The organism is Enterobacter cloacae complex sp. P40C2, from assembly GCF_014930695.1.
Taxonomy (GTDB): domain Bacteria; phylum Pseudomonadota; class Gammaproteobacteria; order Enterobacterales; family Enterobacteriaceae; genus Enterobacter; species Enterobacter pasteurii.
Genome location: NZ_JADBRP010000006.1, coordinates 194,279 through 213,567, shown reverse-complemented (window position 1 = coordinate 213,567; position 19,289 = coordinate 194,279). Strand labels below are relative to the sequence as shown.

The following is a 19,289-nucleotide window of genomic DNA, read 5'->3' as shown; positions in this document are numbered from 1 at the left end:
ATGCGCATCCTAATGATTATTGATGGTTTACCCGGTGGAGGAGCCGAAAAAACGGTTCTCACCCTCTCCAGCGGACTGACGGAACTGGGACATCAGGTTACCCTTTTCTCCCTGCGGAAGGTGTGCGACTACGCCATTCCGGAAGGCATCGATTTTCAGGTTGTGCAGGATACGTGTAAAAAACCCTGGCGCAAGCTGACAGAGATCCCGCGGCGCGCCCGCTTACTGGATCGCGCTATTGAGCGGGCTGAGCGCAACGGTAAATTTGACGTGGTCTTCTCGCACCTCCATAAAACCGATCGTATCGTGGCGCACAGCCGGGTGCTGGATCGGGACAAGGTGTGGTTCTGCGTACACGGGATGTTCTCGTTCTCCTATTTACGCCATCGCAGCGGCCTTTCCCGCTGGTTTAAACATTCTAAAATTCGACATACCTACGAAAACCGCAACGTTGTCGCGGTATCCGAAGCCGTACTGCACGATCTCTCAGAGACGCTCGCTATCCCCCTGCGACGCAAAGCGGTGATCCATAACCCCTTTGATATTCCTGAAATTCAGCGTCTGGCAGAAGCGCCTTTTGAGATGCAGGGGCAGAATTACATTATCCACGTTGGCCGTTTTCATGAGCACAAACGTCATGACCGCCTGCTGCGGGCGTTCGCGCTAAGCAAGCTCGACACAACCCTGGTGATGATGGGCAACGGCTCCGCAACGAAAATAGGCCAGCTCAGGCAGCTTGCCGCCGGGCTTGGCATCGAAAACAAGATCATTTTCCGCCCGTTCGAAGCCAATCCCTACCCGTGGATCAAAGGAGCACGCCTTTTAGTGTTAAGTTCCGACTGCGAAGGTTTTGGTAATGTACTCGTGGAGTCGATTATCTGTCAGACTCCACCGGTCAGTACAAACTGCCCTGGCGGCCCTGCTGAGATCCTCACCGGCCCCCTGGCCCGCGGTCTGACGGCGTTAACAGACGAATCACTGGCGAAAACGCTGGCAGAACTGTATGCCTCTCCGCCGGTGGTTGATCGCGACACGATTGCCTCGTTCGGTATCAACGCCATTTGCCGGCAATACATTGCTTTGGTCGACACCCAAAAATAATCAGGTTTCATATGCAAAATTCAGCGCCATTATTAAGCGTGGTGGTTGCCGTTTATAACGGTGAAGCTTTTCTTGATCAGTTCTTTACCTGCCTTGTAAATCAAAACATTGACAGTATGGAAGTCATCATCGTCAATGACGGCTCCACCGACCGTTCGATGCAGATCGTCGATAACTGGCGCGAAAAGCTGCCGGATATGCAGGTCATTGAACAGCCTAATCAGGGCGTTTCCATCGCGCGTAATACCGGCCTGGCCGTTGCGACCGGCCGCTATCTCTCCTTCCCGGATATTGATGATGTTTTCAGACCCGGCATGTATCAGCGCCTGCTGGATATGGCCGTCACGCAGAATCTGGACGTCGCCACCTGCAACGGCAACTACGTCTGGGAAAATAACAAGAAACCGTCTCGCCCCATCTTCCCGGAAGACAAGCTCGCCTCAACGGGCGTTATGAATGGCGCGGCATGGCTAAAAAAGGCGCTGGACTCGCGTAAGTTCCTGCACGTTACCTGGCTGAATATCTATCGCCACGATTTCATTCGCCAGAACGGCTTCCGCTTCGAGCCCGGCCTGCGCCATCAGGATATCCCGTGGACTACCGAGGTGCTGCTTGCCGCGGAACGCGTTCAGTACACCAGCGAACGCTTTTATGACTACTACATTCACTCCGCTTCGGTATCGCACACTCCGGATAACGACGACACGCTTATCCGCTCAGCGCGCCATTACATGAAGATCCTGAAGATGCTCGATGCCATTAATCAGCGCTATCCGGATAAAGTGAAAAATATCCCTGCCTGCCACTGGCAAATCGCTAAAGAGGGGCTGGGGATTATTCATACCTTCGATAACATGAAGGATGAGGCGAAGAAAGCAATGATAATCAAAGAGTTCTTCGACACCGGGATCTGGAAGCTTATCTGGAAAAGTGCCAAAAGCCCGCGTTTGCGCTGGCGCCTGGGCCGACGCTACTTCCGTTTAAAACGGTATCTGGCATAAGAGATAGCTTTAGCACGCTTAAATGCTTAGAATTTCCCGGCCGAAACTAAAAAAACGGATAATCGCTTGGAATTGTTGTATACCGCCCTGCTCTACATCATTCAGCCACTGGTGTGGCTGCGACTGTTGCTTCGTAGCCGTAAAGCGCCTGCGTACCGTAAACGCTGGGCCGAACGCTATGGCTTCTGCCGCAATAAAGTCGCGCCGGACGGTATTCTGCTGCATTCCGTATCCGTCGGGGAAACGCTGGCGGCCATTCCGCTGGTGCGCGCCCTGCGCCACCGTTATCCGTCACTGCCGATCACCGTCACCACCATGACGCCGACGGGCTCAGAACGCGTGATGTCCGCATTCGGTAAAGATGTCCATCACGTTTACCTCCCGTACGATCTCCCCTGCGCCATGAACCGTTTCCTGAACACCGTTCGCCCCAAACTGGTGATCGTGATGGAAACCGAGCTGTGGCCGAACATGATTTCCGCCCTGCATGCCCGTAAAATTCCTTTAGTTATCGCGAACGCGCGTCTGTCAGAGCGTTCGGCGAAAGGCTACGGCAAGCTGGGTAAATTTATGCGTCGCCTGCTCAGCAAAATCACGCTGATCGCCGCGCAAAATGAAGAAGATGCCGCGCGCTTTATCGCCCTGGGCCTGAAACGCAACCAGCTTGCGGTAACGGGTAGCCTGAAATTCGATATTTCCGTCACGCCTGAACTCGCCGCCCGTGCGGTGACGCTGCGTCGACAGTGGGCGCCGCGCCGTCAGGTCTGGATTGCCACCAGCACCCACGACGGTGAAGAAGAGATTATTTTGCAGGCCCACCGCAAGCTGCTGGAAACCTTCCCGGACCTGCTGCTGATTCTGGTTCCTCGCCATCCGGAGCGTTTTAAAGATGCCCGCGAAATGGTGCAAAAAGGCGGTTTTAGCTTTACCCTGCGCAGCAGCGGCGAAATCCCCTCTGGCAGCACGCAGGTCGTCATTGGCGATACGATGGGTGAACTGATGCTGCTGTACGGCATTGCGGATCTCGCCTTTGTCGGCGGCAGCCTGGTAGAGCGCGGCGGTCATAACCCGCTCGAGCCGGCCGCGCACGCCATTCCGGTACTGATGGGGCCACACACGTTTAACTTCAAAGATATCTGCGCGAAATTGCAGCAGGCCGATGGCTTAATCACCGTCACCGACGCAGATTCGGTGGTCAAAGAGGTCTCCACCCTTCTGACCGACGAAGATTACCGCCTGTGGTACGGTCGTCATGCCGTTGAGGTTCTGCACCAGAACCAGGGCGCGCTGACCCGTCTGCTGCAGCTTCTGCAACCCTATCTGCCTCAGCGGAGCCACTAATGTCAACGCGTCTGTCGGTGGTGATGATCGCCAAAAACGCCGCCGACCTGCTTCCGGATTGCCTGGCGTCTGTAGCCTGGGCTGACGAGATAATACTTCTTGATTCCGGCAGTACGGACAACACGCCAGACGTGGCCCGTGCAGCGGGTGCAACCGTCTATACCGACACCGACTGGCAGGGCTACGGCATTCAGCGTCAGCGCGCGCAGGGTTACGCCACGGGCGATTACGTGCTGATGGTCGACACCGACGAGCGCGTCACCCCGGAACTCCGACAGGCCATTCAAACGGTACTTGCCGCTCCCCAGCCTGGCGCGGTCTACAGCATCGCGCGTCGTAACTATTTTCTTGGGCGCTTTATGCGCCACAGCGGCTGGTATCCCGACCGCGTGATGCGTCTCTACGAGCGCGAACGCTACCAGTACAACGACAGCCTGGTTCATGAGTCTCTGGCCTGTGACAACGCCAGGGTCATTTCCCTGACGGGCGATCTGCTTCACCTGACCTGCCGGGATTTCGCCAGCTTCCAGCGTAAACAGCTGAACTATGCCACCGCCTGGGCACAGGAGCGGCATGCGCGCGGCAAGAAAGCCTCGCTTACCGGGATTTTCACCCACACGCTGGGCGCGTTTCTGAAAACGCTGCTGCTGCGCGGCGGCGTGCTGGACGGCAAGCAGGGCTGGCTACTGGCGGTGGTGAATGCCCAGTATACTTTCAACAAATACACCGAGCTGTGGGCGCTGAACCACGGCTACTCAGAGAAAACGTGAGCCATGAGCACAAAAGCGATTTATCCGGGTACCTTCGATCCGATCACCAACGGTCATCTTGATATCATCACCCGTGCGGCGTGTATGTTCGACAAGGTCATTCTGGCTATTGCCGCCAGCCCCAGCAAAAAGCCAATGTTCGATCTGAACGAACGCGTGGCGCTGGCATCCGGGGCGATTGCGCACCTGCCGAACGTTGAGGTCGTCGGGTTCAGCGATTTGATGGCAAATTTTGCCCGCACCCAGCAGGCCAATATACTCATCCGCGGCTTACGTGCCGTGGCGGACTTCGAATATGAGATGCAGCTGGCGCACATGAACCGTCATCTGATGCCGGAGCTGGAGAGCGTGTTCCTGATGCCCTCCAAGGAGTGGTCTTTTATCTCTTCTTCACTGGTGAAAGAGGTCGCGCGCCATCACGGGGACGTTACCCACTTCCTGCCGGATAACGTCCACCAGGCGCTGATGGAAAAATTAAAGTAACGTTACTTCTGGCACTGACGGCAGTAAAACGTGGCGCGCTGGGCGTGCTTCGTGGCAATTATCGGCGTTCCGCAGGCTCTGCACGGTTCACCTTTACGGCCGTAGACCTGCAGCTCCTGCGCAAAATAGCCCGGCTTCCCGTCGCTTTGCAGGAAATCCTTCAGCGTCGTCCCGCCCTGCTCAATCGACCGCAGCAGCACCGCTTTAATGACGCTAACCAGCAGCTCGCACTCCTGCGCCGACAGCGAAGAGGCCAGCCGATCGGGATGGATCCCGGCGGCAAACAGCGATTCGCTGGCGTAAATATTCCCCACGCCCACCACCAGCCTGTTATCCATCAGCCAGGGCTTAATCGGGGTTTTCTTCCTGGCACATTTCTCTTTGAGGTATTCCGCGTTAAACGCCTCTGAGAGCGGCTCTGGCCCGAGATGCGCCAGCACGTTGTGCCCTTCAAGCTCTTTGGCCCACAGCCATGCGCCAAAACGCCGTGGGTCGGTATAACGCAGCACTTTGCCGTTGCTCATCACCAGATCGACGTGGTCGTGTTTTTCCGCAGGCAGGTCCTCTGTGAGGATACGCAGGCTTCCCGACATGCCCAGATGGATGATGATCCAGCCGTCAGGCAGTTCCAGCAGCAGGTATTTAGCGCGGCGCTGGACGCTCAGGACGGGTTTGTCGCTTAACGCATGGATCTCATCGGAAACCGGCCAGCGCAGACGCCCGTTGCGAACGACAGCATGCAGAATAGTCGCGCCGACCAGATGCGGCTCAATACCGCGGCGGCTGGTCTCTACCTCAGGTAATTCAGGCATGGTTCCTCCGTTGAGATGCAGAATGCAAAAAACCCCGCAGTTGCGGGGTTTTTCAATACAAGGAGACTAAAATTATTTGATTTTAGCTTCTTTGTACAGTACGTGCTGGCGTACAACTGGATCGAATTTTTTCAGTTCCAGTTTTTCCGGCTTAGTACGTTTGTTCTTCGTGGTGGTGTAGAAGTGACCTGTACCAGCAGAAGAAACCAGCTTGATTTTCTCGCGAATACCTTTAGCCATGATTTATTTCCTCTTTAAGTACTTAGTACTTTTCGCCACGGGCACGCAGTTCGGACAGAACTGTATCGATGCCTTTCTTATCGATTACACGCATACCTTTAGCAGATACGCGCAGGGTGACAAAACGCTTCTCGCTCTCAACCCAGAAACGGTGAGAGTGCAGGTTCGGCAGGAAACGGCGTTTAGTCGCGTTCAGTGCGTGGGAACGGTTGTTACCGGTCACCGGACGCTTGCCAGTAACTTGGCAGACTCGGGACATGTCTATTCTCCAAAAATCAAATTAGCTCGAGCTTCGTATGGGGTATCGGCGCCTCGTCAGGCTTTACAGCCCGGTCATCGCATAGTTCTATTGAACTCTCGATTGCCAGGCCCAAATGCCAAACCCGAGATTCTCAAAGGTGGCGTAGTATACGCTGACTCGGCGGTGTGCTCAAGTCCCGAACAGACAAAGATCCCGATGGATCGCGAGAAAAGGCCTAAATCCAGCCGCGTTCGGCAAAAGATATGTACTCTCCGCGGCCAATTATCAGATGGTCCAGCACACGAATGTCCATGAATTGACAGCATTTGATAATACGTTCGGTAATAGCTTTGTCAGCTCTGCTTGGTTCTGCACAGCCAGAGGGGTGATTATGCGCGAGGATCACGCCGGCTGCATTCACTTTTATCGCTTCCCGCACAATTTCACGCGGATGCACCTCAACGTGGCTTAACGTCCCCGAAAAAAGGCGGGTATGTTTAATCACCCGATTTTTGTTGTCGAGAAAGATCACCATAAAGATCTCCCGCTCCAGATCGGACAGCTGGCTTTGCAGAAATTCGCGGGTCATGTCAGGAGTAAGAATGGGGTCTTCCTCCTCCATACGCACGTTATAAAATCGTCGGGCAAGTTCTGCAATTCCCCGCAGCTGGGCATATTTCGCCACGCCGATGCCCTCTACGTGCGTAAATTCCGCCAGGTCCGCGGTCAGCAAACCATACAGTGAACCAAAATGGTCTATTAAATCCTTCGCCAGGGTAAAAACCGTTTTTCCCGGCGTGCCCGTGCGTAAAAAGAGCGCCAGCAGCTCGTCGTCTTTTAATAACGTGACGCCATGGCGCAGCATTTTTTCGCGCGGTAGCAGCAGTTCAGTCTCTTCCATGCCCGCCCTCCTTCTGTTTGCCACTATGCTGCCACAGGCACCTCCCGGGCTCGACGCTCGCGTTTCGTTCTTGCGTAACGCCTCGCAAAGTGAATAACGGACTTCATCACCCCGTTTTTGGGATTGTGATAAAATGCCCGCTCTCTGGTGAAACCCAACAGGAAAGAATCATGATGAGCCTGGCCGGTAAAAAAATCGTTCTTGGCGTAAGCGGCGGTATTGCTGCCTATAAAACGCCGGACCTGGTGCGCCGTTTGCGCGAGCGCGGGGCCGATGTGCGGGTCGCGATCACCGAAGGCGGCAAAGCCTTTATCACTCCGCTGAGCCTGCAGGCCGTATCGGGATACCCGGTATCCGACAGCCTTCTTGATCCGGCGGCCGAAGCCGCAATGGGCCACATTGAGCTGGGTAAATGGGCCGATCTGGTTATTCTTGCCCCCGCCACGGCGGATTTAATTGCCCGCGTGGCGGCAGGTATGGCGAACGATCTGGTTTCAACCATTTGCCTCGCCACCCCGGCGCCCGTCGCGGTCGTGCCCGCCATGAACCAGCAGATGTACCGCAACGCCGCTACCCGGCATAATCTGGAAACGCTGGCCTCGCGCGGCCTGCTGATCTGGGGCCCCGACAGCGGCAGCCAGGCCTGCGGCGACGTGGGTCCGGGCCGAATGCTCGACCCGCTAACGATTGTTGATATGGCCGCGGCCCATTTCTCGCCTGTCAACGATCTGCAACATCTCAACATCATGATTACCGCGGGTCCAACGCGCGAGCCGCTGGATCCGGTGCGTTACATTACTAACCATAGCTCCGGCAAAATGGGCTATGCAATTGCTGCCGCGGCGGCCAGGCGCGGTGCGAACGTCACGCTGGTGAGCGGCCCGGTGTCGCTTACCGCGCCTGCGTCGGTGCAGCGTATTGATGTCACCACCGCACTGGAAATGGAAGCCGCCGTACAGGCGCATGCACAACAGCAGCATATTTTTATTGGCTGTGCTGCCGTGGCGGATTACCGGGCAGAAACCATTGCTGACGCCAAAATTAAAAAGCAAGGCGATGAATTAACGATAAAAATGGTCAAAAACCCGGATATCGTTGCCGGTGTGGCCGCGCTAAAAACGCATCGTCCTTACGTTGTTGGGTTTGCCGCCGAAACGAATAATGTGGAAGAATATGCCCGGCAAAAACGTACCCGCAAAAACCTCGATTTGATTTGCGCGAACGACGTATCGCTGTCCACGCAAGGATTTAACAGCGACAGCAACGCATTGCACCTTTTCTGGCAGGATGGAGATAAAGTCTTACCGCTTGAGCGCAAAGAACTCCTGGGCCAACAATTACTGGACGAGATCGTTACCCGTTATGATGAAAAAAATCGACGTTAAGATTCTGGACCCGCGCGTTGGCGAGCAATTTCCGCTGCCAACGTATGCCACCTCCGGCTCTGCCGGTCTTGACCTGCGCGCCTGTCTCGATGACGCCGTAGAACTGGCCCCGGGTGCAACTACCCTGATCCCGACCGGACTGGCGATCCACATTGCTGACCCGTCGCTGGCTGCGGTGATCCTGCCGCGCTCTGGCCTGGGCCATAAGCATGGCGTCGTGCTGGGTAACCTGGTTGGCCTGATTGACTCTGACTATCAGGGTCAGCTGATGGTATCCGTCTGGAACCGTGGCCAGGACAGCTTCACCATTGAACCGGGCGAGCGTATCGCGCAGATGGTATTTGTCCCGGTGGTGCAGGCAGAATTTAACCTGGTGGCAGACTTTGATGCTACCGACCGTGGCGAAGGCGGCTTCGGCCATTCCGGGCGCAAATAACCGCCCGACAGACACGCATTTCACAGCGCCATAATGCAATAACAAACCGCAAACGCCAGTTTGCGGTCGCTGTGTGGATGACGGCCTGACAAGTGCTTATTTTCAGGGGTATTTTGTAACATGGCAGAAAAACAAACCGCGAAAAGGAATCGTCGCGAAGAAATACTTCAATCTCTGGCTCTGATGCTTGAATCCAGCGACGGCAGTCAACGCATCACCACCGCAAAACTGGCGGCCTCTGTAGGCGTGTCAGAAGCGGCGCTGTATCGACATTTTCCGAGCAAAACCCGGATGTTCGACAGCCTGATCGAGTTTATCGAAGATAGCCTGATTACGCGCATCAACCTGATTCTGAAGGACGAAAAAGACACCAGCGCGCGTCTGCGTCTGATTGTGCTGCTGATTCTGGGCTTTGGTGAACGTAATCCGGGTTTGACCCGTATTCTCACCGGCCACGCGCTGATGTTCGAACAGGATCGCCTGCAGGGCCGTATAAACCAGCTTTTTGAGCGTATTGAAGCCCAGCTGCGACAGGTACTGCGCGAGAAGAAAATGCGTGAAGGCGAAGGTTACACCACGGATGAGACATTGCTGGCAAGCCAGATCCTGGCGTTTTGCGAAGGGATGCTCTCTCGTTTTGTGCGCAGCGAGTTTAAATACCGCCCAACGGACGATTTTGACGCCCGCTGGCCGTTAGTGGCAGCTCAGTTGCAGTAACCCCGCTGCCGGTTATCCGGTCTACAGAGTGCATTGCCCGATAAGCCTGACGCCATCGGGCAATGCAGTTACACCCCGTACGCTTCCCGGTATGCCCGTACCGCCGCCAGATGATCCGCCATCTCAGGCTTCTCTTCCAGATACGCAATCAGGTCCTTCAGGGTGATAATCGACGTTACCCTGCAGCCGTAATCGCGTTCCACTTCCTGAATAGCGGAGATTTCGCCGCGCCCGCGCTCCTGACGATCGAGCGAAATCAGCACGCCCGCAAGCGTTGCGCCATTTGCCTGGATAATTTCCATTGATTCACGAATCGCGGTGCCTGCGGTGATCACGTCATCCACCAGCATCACGCGGCCCTGCAGCGCGCTGCCGACCAGATTCCCGCCCTCGCCGTGAGTTTTGGCCTCTTTACGGTTAAAGCAGTACGGCACGTCGCGGTCATGGTGCTCCGCCAGCGCCACTGCGGTGGTCGTCGCAATCGGAATGCCTTTGTAGGCAGGGCCAAACAGCAGGTCGAAATCAATCCCGGCATCCACCAGCGCTTCGGCATAGAAGCGGCCTAACAGTGCCAGATCGCGCCCGGTATTAAACAGCCCGGCGTTGAAGAAATAGGGGCTTTTACGCCCGGATTTCAGCGTAAACTCGCCAAACTTGAGTACCTGTTTGTTAAGCGCAAACTCAATAAACTGGCGCTGATACGATTTCATGGATTTGCTCCTTTGTCTTTTCTGTCTTACGGGCAAAAAAAAGGCGACTCATCGGTCGCCTTAAAATCAATTTTCTAACGCCGCTTTCTGCGTCGCTACAATAGATTCGATTCCCCCTCGGGCCAGCGCCAGCAGGGTAAGAAGCTCTTCATGGGTGAATGGCTCGCCTTCTGCCGTGCCCTGCACCTCAATGATGCGACCATCTTCGGTCATCACCACGTTCATGTCGGTTTCTGCGGCAGAATCTTCAACGTACTCCAGATCGCAAAGCGCTTCGCCGTTAACGATACCGACGGAAACCGCGGCAACCATCCCTTTCATCGGGTTGGTTTTCAGCTTACCGGCGGCCACCAGCTTGTTCAGCGCGTCTGCCAGCGCCACGCAGGCTCCGGTAATGGAGGCCGTACGCGTGCCGCCATCGGCCTGGATCACGTCGCAGTCCAGCGTGATGGTGAACTCACCCAGCGTTTTCAGATCAACCGCGGCACGGAGCGCACGCGCGATCAGGCGCTGGATCTCCATAGTGCGACCGCCCTGCTTACCCTTCGCCGCTTCACGGGCATTACGGGTATGGGTTGCGCGCGGCAACATGCCGTATTCGGCGGTGATCCAACCCTGGCCCTGACCTTTCAGGAAGCGAGGCACGCCCTCTTCGATAGACGCGGTGCAAAGCACTTTGGTGTCACCAAACTCAACCAGCACGGAGCCTTCAGCGTGTTTTGTATAGTTACGGGTCAGGATGACGGGACGCACCTGATTGGCGCTACGACCTGATGGACGCATGATGGATTCTCCGGCTTGAAACGAATGTGGCTGCGCATTATACGGATAAAGGACGCTTATTCCTATCCTGAGAAGCCCCCGAAAGCTATAATCCCCCCATCTCTCCTTTAAAAACGGGAATGTCTATGATCCGCAGTATGACCGCCTACGCCCGGCGTGAAATCAAGGGTAGCTGGGGTAGCGCTACCTGGGAAATGCGCTCGGTAAACCAGCGCTATCTGGAAACATATTTCCGTATGCCGGAACAGTTCCGCAGCCTTGAGCCTGTGGTGCGTGAGCGTATCCGTACGCGTCTGACCCGCGGAAAGGTGGAATGTAACCTGCGCTTTGAGCCCGATGCCAGCGCGCAGGGCGAGCTGATCCTCAACGAAAAGCTGGCGAAACAGCTCGTGAATGCGGCGAACTGGGTCAAAATGCAAAGCGATGAAGGCGAGATCAACCCGGTTGATATTCTGCGCTGGCCTGGCGTAATGGCCGCAGGAGAGCAGGATCTGGACGCGATCGCCGCTGAAATCCTGGCGGCGCTCGACGGCACGCTGGATGACTTTATCGTAGCCCGCGAAACCGAAGGCCAGGCGCTGAAGGCGATGATTGAGCAGCGTCTTGAAGGCGTGAGCGCCGAAGTGGCGAAAGTTCGCGCCCATATGCCAGAAGTGCTGCAGTGGCAGCGCGAGCGCCTTGTCGCTAAGCTTGAAGAGGCCGAAGTCCAGCTCGAAAACAACCGGCTGGAGCAGGAGCTGGTGCTGATGGCACAGCGCGTGGACGTGGCTGAAGAGCTGGATCGTCTGGAAGCGCACGTTAAAGAAACCTACAACATTCTGAAGAAGAAAGAAGCCGTAGGCCGCCGCCTCGACTTTATGATGCAGGAGTTCAACCGCGAGTCGAACACGCTGGCGTCTAAGTCTATCAATGCCGAGGTGACCAATTCAGCGATTGAGCTGAAGGTCCTGATTGAGCAGATGCGCGAGCAGATTCAGAATATCGAGTAACGTTCCGCGTATACTCGTTCATAAAAAAGACCATTGTAATTTATGGTCTTTTTTTTTGCGCATCGTCCGTCGCTTCCCCGACCCTAAAAAATGCCTTTCTTGCGGATTTGCTTCATTTTTTCCGTTGGCGCATTCAGGGCATTCACGTCCAGCGTTTCCGTAAGCCCTTTTTTAGCCGTTTCGGCCTCGGCGGCACGGCCGGACATCCGTAGCTGTTGTAGCAGCACGTTTTGCTGGTCGAGCAGGGCCTTAAGCTGCGCCACTTCGCTATGTAACTGCTCCAGCGCCTGGCGTGAGGCTTCATCCGGCGCGCTCTGTCGCTGTAGTGCGTCCGACATCAGCGCGCGCATCTGTCGCAACTGCTGCTTGCTAAACTCACCGCTCGACGCGGGCGCTTCTGGCGCGGACGCCGTAGCGGCTGGCAGGAGTTCGCCGCTTGCCAGCTCGCTGCACAGCGCCTCCAGGGTTAACGCTTCGCGCCCCAGCGACTCGGCAATGTGGCTGCACAGCGGCGGGCTCAGCAGCTGTAGCTGTAGCCCGGCAAGGTAAACGTTGCGATGGAAACGACGCATTTCCATGCTGATGTCACCCGGGTTACTGCCCGCCTGGCTAAGCGCCTGATGCCACTTTTTCAGCTGTAGCATCGCGCGCAGGTCCGCGCGCGACTGCTCTGGCGACAAATGCAGCGATAGATCAACGCGGCGAATGCGCCTGTTACTCATCTTCGCCCACCTCGGCCATGCGCGGCTCGGCTATCGTCTCCACGCCGCTCTCGGCGTGATAGAGGCATATCTCGCGGGACAGCGCGCTCTGCGGGTTATCAATCGCAATCACCCGGTCGCCGAGCGTCGCATAAGCCTCGCGAACGGCGGATTCCACCAGGTGCGCACCGCCCCCGACCAGATAAACCCGGTTAGGGTTTTTGGCGAATTTCTTCGCTTCATAAGCCACCTGGTCACCCAACTCCTGGATCTTAATTTCCACCCGCTCCAGGATCTCTTCAATACGCGACTCATCGTTGATGACGCTTTTGACAAAATCCATATCGTGGCGGCGTTTAATCAGCTCATTCGCTACCAGATAGCTGGAGTCGCTGTCGGCCGCCGCCAGCAGCTTGCGGGTAGCGTCGGTCACCATCGCTACGCCAATCTCGTTGTTCCCGTAAATCGCGGAGACATCGTCGAACTCGCCGACAATAACCCCCATATCCAGCGTGGTGCCGCCGCAGTCAATGACCAGCGAGCGGGTGAATTCGGTAACGCTGGAGTTAAGAAGATGCGAAAGCGCGGCGGGCAGGCTTTCCGGCATCACCTGAACATCGACGATACGGAACAGCTCACCTTTATTGAGAGAGATATCCCGCATCAGGTTACGGCGCTTAGCCTCGATGCGGCTTTCGTTGCGCTGGCAGTCATCCGGGTTGTAGAACTGGGTAATCGGCAACGTGACGATCACCTCCACGTCACACGGCGCGATGCCGGTCAGCAGCAGCGCATGGTGTACCGCCAGCAGGTTAAGATCGTCATATTGATAGTCAATATGGGTGGTGGATAACGCCTTATCGGAAGTCGCATCATAGGTATATTTGGTGGTGCCGATGGTGTAGTTGTAGACCGACTGACCGCGCAGCAGTGCCGCACTTTTCCAGTCCTTGCGGAAGGAGTTCGGTGATACCACCGTCTTCAGCGTGCCGTTCTCAATCCAGCTAATTTTTACGTTTGTAGATCCATCATCAATGGCGAATTTCATACGGGTTACGGTCATGATTTTCTCAGTCCAAAAGGGAGTTTAGAGGTCAGGCCAGGCTACAGAACGCGCCGGGCACCCAAATAACGGGATTGCCAGAAATTGTCAGAAAGCTGGCTGATACGGATCTTCAGTCCGGTACGTGGCGCTTCAATAAAACGGCCATCACCGAGATACACACCAACGTGATCCGCGCCGGGTCGCTGGTTAATGTTGAAAAAGACGAGATCGCCACGCCGGAGCTTTTGCTGTTTGACGGGCTTCAGGGCGTTGTCCTGAAACATGCCGTTGGCGGTGCGCGGCAGCTTGCGATCCAGTACATGATTAAAGGCGTAGAAGACCAGCCCGCTACAGTCGAAGCCGTCGCTCGGGCTATCGCCGCCCCACAGATAGGGTTTACCAAGCTGGCTCTCCAGGCGATGTATCACCGTTCGCAGCTTGATGAGCGTCTTTTGCGGGGAGCGCGTCGTCACTGCGCCATCCTGCACCTCATCCCAGAGCGCTTCGGAGCCGCCCAGGTTGCCAGGAGCCCAGCGGGCGTGCATCGCCAGCATCTCCCGATTTCGGGCGCGCTCGGCCTGCTGCCGCGCAATCTCAAGACGCTTCTGCTCTGGCGTCGGCGGCACCACGGCGACACGCTTTTTCGCTTTTGCCATCAGCCGCAGACGATTTTGCTTGCGCTTTTGCGCGTCACTGTGAGCGCTGGACTCCGGGATTTTTGCCTGTAAAGGGGCTGCGCTGGCGTGCCCCGGCAACAACAGCAGCAGCAAAAAAAAGTAAAAAAAACGTACCTGGTGGGAGGCAGTCCGCCCAGGTACAAATGCAGTGGTAAGGAGGAAAAGGTTCACAGCACAACAATCGGGTTAATGGTCTTGAGTGATTTTTTCGGTCAGTGGCTTAATGACTTTTTCACCGTGCTGACCGAAAAATTGATACAGCGAATCACTGGCCGAGTGTGTCAACACCATGATTTCAATACGGCGGTTAGCCGAACTCAGCGGATGCTCAGGATCGAGCAGCATCTGGTCAGCCATGCCGCTGACCTGCAAAACTTTATTGGGATCCAGGCCGCTGCGGGTCAGCACCGAGCGCGCCTGCATGGCGCGCTCACCGGAGAGATTCCAGTTGTTATAAAGCACCTGATCGCGAAAGCGCGTGGCATCGGTATGTCCCGTGATGATGATTTTGTTATTAATTTTGTTCAGTTCGGGCGCAAACTCGGTGAGCAAGCGCTTAAAGAATGGCGTCAGGATGGCGCTGCTGCGCTGGAACATCTCGCGTTTGCGATCGTCGGTGATGAGGATGCGCAGCCCCTGCGGCACAATCTCCATCTTCAGGTTGGCCTGTGCATCATAGGCCGAGGTGATCTTCATAATGATGCGCGCCAGATCCTCAATCTCGCTTTTAGACCGCGCGTTAACCTCTTCTAGGCTCTCCGTCTTCTCACTCTGAACCGCTGGCGTGACTTCTTTCTTCGCCTGCGTTTCAGGCCGATCTTTTTTTCTGGCGTGACGCGTGTCAAACAGCGAAATTTCGCCGCCGTTCCCCTCTTTTTGGGTGACAGGAGTTAACGTATTACCTTCAAAAATAGACTCGCCGTTCAGAAGCGAGACAATCTCTTTACGTTCCTCTTCCGTCACCGCGCCCATAATCCAAAGCACCATAAACAGCGCCATCATCGCCAGCGTAAAATCGGCGAAGGCAACCTTCCACGCGCCGCCGTGAAAAGCGTCATGGCTTTTGCGCGAGGAGCGTTTGATGATGGTGGTATGTCCTTTTTTGCTGTTACGCATCAGGATCCACCCGTCATCTGTTCTACCCAACCGTCAGGGGTGGTAAACGTAGGCTTGGAATCCATTGGCAGCATTTTGCGGCCCGCATCCACCGCCAGTAGCGTCGGCTTACCGGCCACGTGATTAACCAGCACCGTACGCACGCACTCCAGTACCGCGAGCTGTTTTTTTGTGCGCTGCTCCATCGCGTTCGCAACAGGATCCATTAAGCAATAGCAGAAGAAGACGCCGAGAAACGTCCCCACCAGCGCAGCGGCCACTTTCACCCCAATCACCGCAATGGAACCGTCGATGGACTGCATGGTAATGATGATGCCCAACACCGCGGCGCAGATACCGAAGCCCGGCATCGCTTCAGCGGTACGCTGCAGGGAACGGGACGGCTGGAGAAGGTTCTCTTCCATGGCAACCAGCTCCTGCTCAAGAATGCCTTCCAGCTCGTGTTCGTTAATCTTGCCCATTGCCATCAGGCGGAAGTTATCCGAGATAAACGTCACCAGCGCCTTATCGTGCAGCATGAGCGGGTATCGCTGGAACAGCTCGCTGTTTTCTGGCGCCTCGATGTGCTCATCCAGCACCTTCAGGCCGCCGTCCTGCACCAGCTCCAGCAGCTCATATAACAGCATCAGCAGCTGGCGCTGATATTCACTGGTGTATTCGTTTTTGCGCATAATGCCGCGAAACTGGCGGTACATTTCCGACAGAACGGCGCGAGGGTTGGCAAGCACCATGGCGCCTAAGCCCGCGCCAAGAATGATGATAATTTCACCGGGCTGCCAGAACGAGGCGAGATGGCCGCCGGACATGAGAAAGCCGCCAACCACGCAGCCCAGGATAATTACGATACCGAAGAATTTCTGCATACACCTTTCACTTCTGGAAAAAAGACTGAATTTTTTGGGCGATTTTTTTATTGAGCTGACACACTCTGGCTTCCGTTAAATCAAGAACCAGAGCAATTTCTTTCAGGCTCATCTCGTGCTGGTAATAGAGCGTCATGATCAGCTGTTCACGCTCGTCCAGCGCTGCCAGCGCGCTGCGCAGCGTCCGGCTGGTGACGATTTCGTCCTCCAGCTTTCGGCTATCCAGCGCACCCGTAAGGGCGTCATTGCCTAACAGTTCATCCAGGCTCTCTATCGTTTTGGCGCAGTCCAGCAATAAATATTCCTGATACTCCTCCGCGGAGATGGACAGATGGCGGCTAATATCTTCAAACGTGGGCGTCCGCCCAAGCTGGCGCGCAATATCGCGGATACTGTCGTTTAGCTTGTGCGTTTTTTGCCGCAGGCGACGGGGGCGCCAGTCCAGCAGACGCAGCTCGTCCAGTACCGCCCCGCGAATGCGCTGTACGGCGTAGGCGGCAAACTGGGCATCCGGATGCCCGTAGCGGCGCAGCGAGGTCAACAGCCCCATCAGGGCAATCTGCTCCATATCTTCCCGATCGATCACGCTGCTGGTCTGATACGAGAGCTGTTTGACCACTTTGTTGACCAGCGGCAAATACGCGCTGACATAGCGCGCTTCATCTGCCGCCGTCAGGGTGTCGCTGGCGATAAAGTCCATCATTTCCATTACGGCTTAACCGTCACTGGAAGACCATTTTGCTGATGATGACGTCCTCAAAGGGGACATCCATCTTCAGGCTTTTGAACCGTTCGACGTAGGCTGCCTGCAGCTTATCGTGCAGCTGGTTAACGCTCATTGCGCGCACGTCGTCGTAGTCGAGATCGGAAAGCAGGCTCACCGTGGCGCCACGCACCGCGGGGATCATGTCTCTCGCTTTACTCGCGTCTTCCGTACTGCTGGTCGCCAGGTTCAGCTCCAGCAACAGATAGCGTTCCGTGTCCCCGTTTCCTTTCAAGGTGATAACGACGTTTTTAATCTCCACAAACTCCACGGTCTCTTTGTCAGAGCTGGTGAATATCCCGGATAAGAAACTGCTGCCTGTTGCTTCATCCATGCGCAGCAGATGAGTACCCACTACCGTCATTCCCGCCGCCAGCATGGCGGTGAAGAGCGCGATAACGAGGCCGAAAGAGAGTGTTTTTACGTTCATATAGTCTTGTCTTAAACCGTCAGTAGTACCGAGTCATCGCTGCGAAGATTCTGCGACGCCGTCGTATGGGTCGCGATTTCCGCTCCCGCCAGAATGGCGTTATGTTGCCCGGTGAAGGATTGTCCTCTGCCCTGCTGCTGCCCCCCGGACTGGGATGACACCTGCACGTTGACCTGGACAAAATGTTGCTCCGTCAGGCTCTGACGAAGGTCGTTGCTCGTTTGCTGCAGGGCGCGATAGACCTCAGCATGGCTGGCGTTGATCTGCACCTGCACGCGTCCGCTTTCGACCTGCATGGAAATATCAATTTTGCCCATATCCGGCGGATCGAGACGGATGGTGGCATGCTGGACCTGCTGTTTTACCTGGACCTGCAAACGCTCGCCCAGCGCACGCTGTAGCTGTTCACCCCAGCGCGAAGGCTCCGGATCCATTTTCAGGGTGGTGGTGGTCGTTGCCGGTGCGGCCGCCGGCGTGGCGGTAATATCGCTTGCCGGCAGCGGCGCAAAGGTGTTCGTCTGAGCCGCCGGAACCATCGCCGTTATCAGCGCTGGAGCGACGCTATGAAGAACGGGCTGCGGGCTCGCCGCGGAATCGGTGGGACTCACCGGTGACGGCACCGGATACTGATGCGAAAGCGAGGCAGAGATGCCCATCGGCACTCCCTTCGCCGCTCCCTGCGTCACCCCCTGCGGCTGCAGGTTTTTCAGCATGACATCATCGACGGGCTGCGCTTTACCGGGAAAGCCAGCAGAAGCGTGCACCGGAATCTGGCTGGTCATCAGCAGCGCTTCCAGCAGCTGCTGCGGCGCATCAGCCCTGAGCAGTGAATCTCCCGGCACCGGCTCGTTAGCGGTTTCCTCGTCATCGTCACTGCCTTGCGGGAGCGGCACCGCGCTTACGGCAATATCGCGTGTCGCCTTCCCCTGTCCGATCATGAGTGAATCAATCACGTTCAGCAGCGCGTCGTTAAACGCCGCCGGGGTTTGTGTGGTATGCGTTACCGCTTTCGGGCCTGCAATGGGTTCGGCCTGCATCGGCAGGCCAGAACCGTTAACCAGGCCCTGCGCCAGGTTGAGGATATCCATCAGCGCATTCCTTCATCGTCAGCAAACTGGGCATACGCGGCCGCCCCTTCACGATTGCGCATCGTCAGGTTAAGCTTGACGGCCAGCCTGTCGCTCTCTACCTGGCAGTAATCACGCGCCTGAAGGTGGATCTTTTTCAGGTTATCCAGCGCCTGTCGCTCGTCCACCTCCAGCGTTTTCCCCTGAATCGCGGTCAGTAGCTCGGCGATTTTGGCGTCAACGTTCATGACGGCGGACCAGTTATGATCCTCCGTCGCCTGGCGTAAACCCCGCGTCAGGGCCTGAATGACGTGCAGCATCCTCATGCCCCCTGACCCATTCGCTGCCAGCCGTCCTGGATGTTGCCAAGGATCGTTTCCACTTCGTCAATGATGTCGACCGAAAGCTTATGGCTGGCGTCATACAGGCGATAAACGCAGTAGTCGTACAGGTTCGCCAGGCTCAGCGCCAGTTCGCCGCCCTTTTCAAAATCCAGCGCGCTGGTTAGCGCGTTGAGAATGTCGATGCACTTATTGATGCTCTGGGCCTTACGCTCGTAGCGACGGGCAACAATATGGCTTTTGGCACGAACAAGCTCATCCATCAGGCCGTTAAACAGCATCAGCACCAGCTGATGCGGATTCGCCGCCGAGGCCTGAATAGCCAGATCGGATTGTTGATACAGGCCGTAGCCTTCCTGATCATTTCCGTACATTG

At 56.1% G+C, this 19,289-nt stretch carries 25 protein-coding genes; 9 read left to right on the top strand and 16 right to left on the bottom strand.

What is annotated here, in order from left to right; all coding sequences use genetic code 11:
* The 5 genes from IM304_RS13685 (at position 1) to coaD (ending at position 4,696) form a co-directional block, all read left to right on the top strand.
* Positions 1–1,101, top strand: a complete 1,101-nt coding sequence (locus IM304_RS13685) for a glycosyltransferase (RefSeq protein WP_193355367.1) — start codon at positions 1–3, stop codon at positions 1,099–1,101.
* A gap of 11 nt (positions 1,102–1,112) precedes the next feature.
* Positions 1,113–2,102, top strand: a complete 990-nt coding sequence (locus tag IM304_RS13680; protein WP_148421670.1) for a glycosyltransferase — start codon at positions 1,113–1,115, stop codon at positions 2,100–2,102.
* A gap of 66 nt (positions 2,103–2,168) precedes the next feature.
* A complete protein-coding gene (waaA, locus tag IM304_RS13675) occupies positions 2,169–3,443 on the top strand; it encodes a lipid IV(A) 3-deoxy-D-manno-octulosonic acid transferase (RefSeq protein WP_148421671.1) in 1,275 nt (424 codons plus the stop codon).
* Positions 3,443–4,213, top strand: a complete 771-nt coding sequence (locus IM304_RS13670; protein WP_193355368.1) for a glycosyltransferase family 2 protein — start codon at positions 3,443–3,445, stop codon at positions 4,211–4,213. The genes waaA and IM304_RS13670 overlap by 1 nt, the downstream gene beginning before the upstream one ends.
* Positions 4,214–4,216: 3 nt before the next feature.
* A complete protein-coding gene (gene coaD / locus IM304_RS13665; RefSeq protein ID WP_148421673.1) occupies positions 4,217–4,696 on the top strand; it encodes a pantetheine-phosphate adenylyltransferase in 480 nt (159 codons plus the stop codon).
* 2 nt (positions 4,697–4,698) lie between these two features.
* On the opposite strand, the gene mutM is transcribed toward coaD, so the two are convergent.
* From mutM to radC, 4 genes are all read right to left on the bottom strand, one after another.
* Positions 4,699–5,508: a bifunctional DNA-formamidopyrimidine glycosylase/DNA-(apurinic or apyrimidinic site) lyase gene (gene mutM / locus IM304_RS13660; RefSeq protein ID WP_176609037.1), complete on the bottom strand. Its 810-nt coding sequence runs from the start codon at positions 5,506–5,508 to the stop codon at positions 4,699–4,701.
* 72 nt (positions 5,509–5,580) lie between these two features.
* Complete coding sequence (gene rpmG / locus IM304_RS13655) at positions 5,581–5,748, bottom strand: 50S ribosomal protein L33 (RefSeq protein WP_003024094.1); 168 nt, start codon at positions 5,746–5,748, stop codon at positions 5,581–5,583.
* A gap of 22 nt (positions 5,749–5,770) precedes the next feature.
* A complete protein-coding gene (gene rpmB / locus IM304_RS13650) occupies positions 5,771–6,007 on the bottom strand; it encodes a 50S ribosomal protein L28 (RefSeq protein ID WP_002436699.1) in 237 nt (78 codons plus the stop codon).
* A 217-nt stretch (positions 6,008–6,224) separates the two neighbouring features.
* Positions 6,225–6,890, bottom strand: coding sequence for a DNA repair protein RadC (gene radC / locus IM304_RS13645; protein WP_148421675.1), 666 nt, complete (start codon positions 6,888–6,890; stop codon positions 6,225–6,227).
* 173 nt (positions 6,891–7,063) lie between these two features.
* Between radC and coaBC the strand changes: the two genes are divergently transcribed.
* The 3 genes from coaBC (at position 7,064) to slmA (ending at position 9,428) form a co-directional block, all read left to right on the top strand.
* Positions 7,064–8,275, top strand: a complete 1,212-nt coding sequence (coaBC, locus tag IM304_RS13640; protein WP_148421692.1) for a bifunctional phosphopantothenoylcysteine decarboxylase/phosphopantothenate--cysteine ligase CoaBC — start codon at positions 7,064–7,066, stop codon at positions 8,273–8,275.
* The gene (dut, locus tag IM304_RS13635) at positions 8,253–8,711 is read left to right on the top strand and encodes a dUTP diphosphatase (protein WP_015570042.1); all 459 of its coding nucleotides are present in this window, start codon (positions 8,253–8,255) and stop codon (positions 8,709–8,711) included. Before coaBC ends, dut begins: the two co-directional genes overlap by 23 nt.
* A 120-nt stretch (positions 8,712–8,831) precedes the next feature.
* Positions 8,832–9,428 carry a nucleoid occlusion factor SlmA gene (gene slmA, locus IM304_RS13630; RefSeq protein WP_063868771.1) on the top strand — a complete coding sequence of 199 codons (597 nt, stop codon included), beginning with the start codon at positions 8,832–8,834 and terminating at the stop codon, positions 9,426–9,428.
* Positions 9,429–9,496: 68 nt separating this feature from the next.
* On the opposite strand, the gene pyrE is transcribed toward slmA, so the two are convergent.
* Complete coding sequence (gene pyrE / locus IM304_RS13625; protein ID WP_148421676.1) at positions 9,497–10,138, bottom strand: orotate phosphoribosyltransferase; 642 nt, start codon at positions 10,136–10,138, stop codon at positions 9,497–9,499.
* 66 nt (positions 10,139–10,204) lie between these two features.
* Positions 10,205–10,921: a ribonuclease PH gene (gene rph, locus IM304_RS13620; protein ID WP_148421677.1), complete on the bottom strand. Its 717-nt coding sequence runs from the start codon at positions 10,919–10,921 to the stop codon at positions 10,205–10,207.
* A gap of 125 nt (positions 10,922–11,046) precedes the next feature.
* Between rph and IM304_RS13615 the strand changes: the two genes are divergently transcribed.
* On the top strand, positions 11,047–11,910 hold the full coding sequence (locus IM304_RS13615; RefSeq protein ID WP_148421678.1) for a YicC/YloC family endoribonuclease: 864 nt from the start codon (positions 11,047–11,049) through the stop codon (positions 11,908–11,910).
* Positions 11,911–11,993: 83 nt separating this feature from the next.
* Here the strand turns inward: IM304_RS13615 and IM304_RS13610 are convergent, their stop codons facing one another.
* The 10 genes from IM304_RS13610 to fliS all read right to left on the bottom strand — a co-directional run bounded on the left by IM304_RS13610 (position 11,994) and on the right by fliS (position 19,287).
* Positions 11,994–12,632: a hypothetical protein gene (locus IM304_RS13610; RefSeq protein ID WP_176609039.1), complete on the bottom strand. Its 639-nt coding sequence runs from the start codon at positions 12,630–12,632 to the stop codon at positions 11,994–11,996.
* Complete coding sequence (gene parM, locus IM304_RS13605) at positions 12,625–13,674, bottom strand: plasmid segregation protein ParM domain-containing protein (protein ID WP_193355369.1); 1,050 nt, start codon at positions 13,672–13,674, stop codon at positions 12,625–12,627. Before parM ends, IM304_RS13610 begins: the two co-directional genes overlap by 8 nt.
* A 41-nt stretch (positions 13,675–13,715) precedes the next feature.
* A complete protein-coding gene (locus IM304_RS13600) occupies positions 13,716–14,312 on the bottom strand; it encodes a C40 family peptidase (protein WP_193355370.1) in 597 nt (198 codons plus the stop codon).
* Positions 14,313–14,519: 207 nt separating this feature from the next.
* Entirely contained in the window at positions 14,520–15,449 is a 930-nt protein-coding gene (gene lafU, locus IM304_RS13595) for a putative lateral flagellar export/assembly protein LafU (protein WP_193355371.1), read from the bottom strand.
* Entirely contained in the window at positions 15,449–16,312 is an 864-nt protein-coding gene (gene motA, locus IM304_RS13590; protein WP_193355372.1) for a flagellar motor stator protein MotA, read from the bottom strand. Before motA ends, lafU begins: the two co-directional genes overlap by 1 nt.
* A 7-nt stretch (positions 16,313–16,319) precedes the next feature.
* On the bottom strand, positions 16,320–17,021 hold the full coding sequence (locus IM304_RS13585) for a FliA/WhiG family RNA polymerase sigma factor (protein WP_148420471.1): 702 nt from the start codon (positions 17,019–17,021) through the stop codon (positions 16,320–16,322).
* Between the two features lie 13 nt (positions 17,022–17,034).
* Positions 17,035–17,505 carry a flagellar basal body-associated FliL family protein gene (locus tag IM304_RS13580; protein ID WP_176609042.1) on the bottom strand — a complete coding sequence of 157 codons (471 nt, stop codon included), beginning with the start codon at positions 17,503–17,505 and terminating at the stop codon, positions 17,035–17,037.
* An 11-nt stretch (positions 17,506–17,516) separates the two neighbouring features.
* Positions 17,517–18,593 carry a flagellar hook-length control protein FliK gene (locus IM304_RS13575; RefSeq protein WP_193355373.1) on the bottom strand — a complete coding sequence of 359 codons (1,077 nt, stop codon included), beginning with the start codon at positions 18,591–18,593 and terminating at the stop codon, positions 17,517–17,519.
* On the bottom strand, positions 18,593–18,892 hold the full coding sequence (locus IM304_RS13570; protein WP_227009605.1) for a hypothetical protein: 300 nt from the start codon (positions 18,890–18,892) through the stop codon (positions 18,593–18,595). Before IM304_RS13570 ends, IM304_RS13575 begins: the two co-directional genes overlap by 1 nt.
* 2 nt (positions 18,893–18,894) lie before the next feature.
* Positions 18,895–19,287: a flagellar export chaperone FliS gene (gene fliS, locus IM304_RS13565; protein WP_176609044.1), complete on the bottom strand. Its 393-nt coding sequence runs from the start codon at positions 19,285–19,287 to the stop codon at positions 18,895–18,897.
* Between the last annotated feature and the right edge of the window lie 2 nt (positions 19,288–19,289).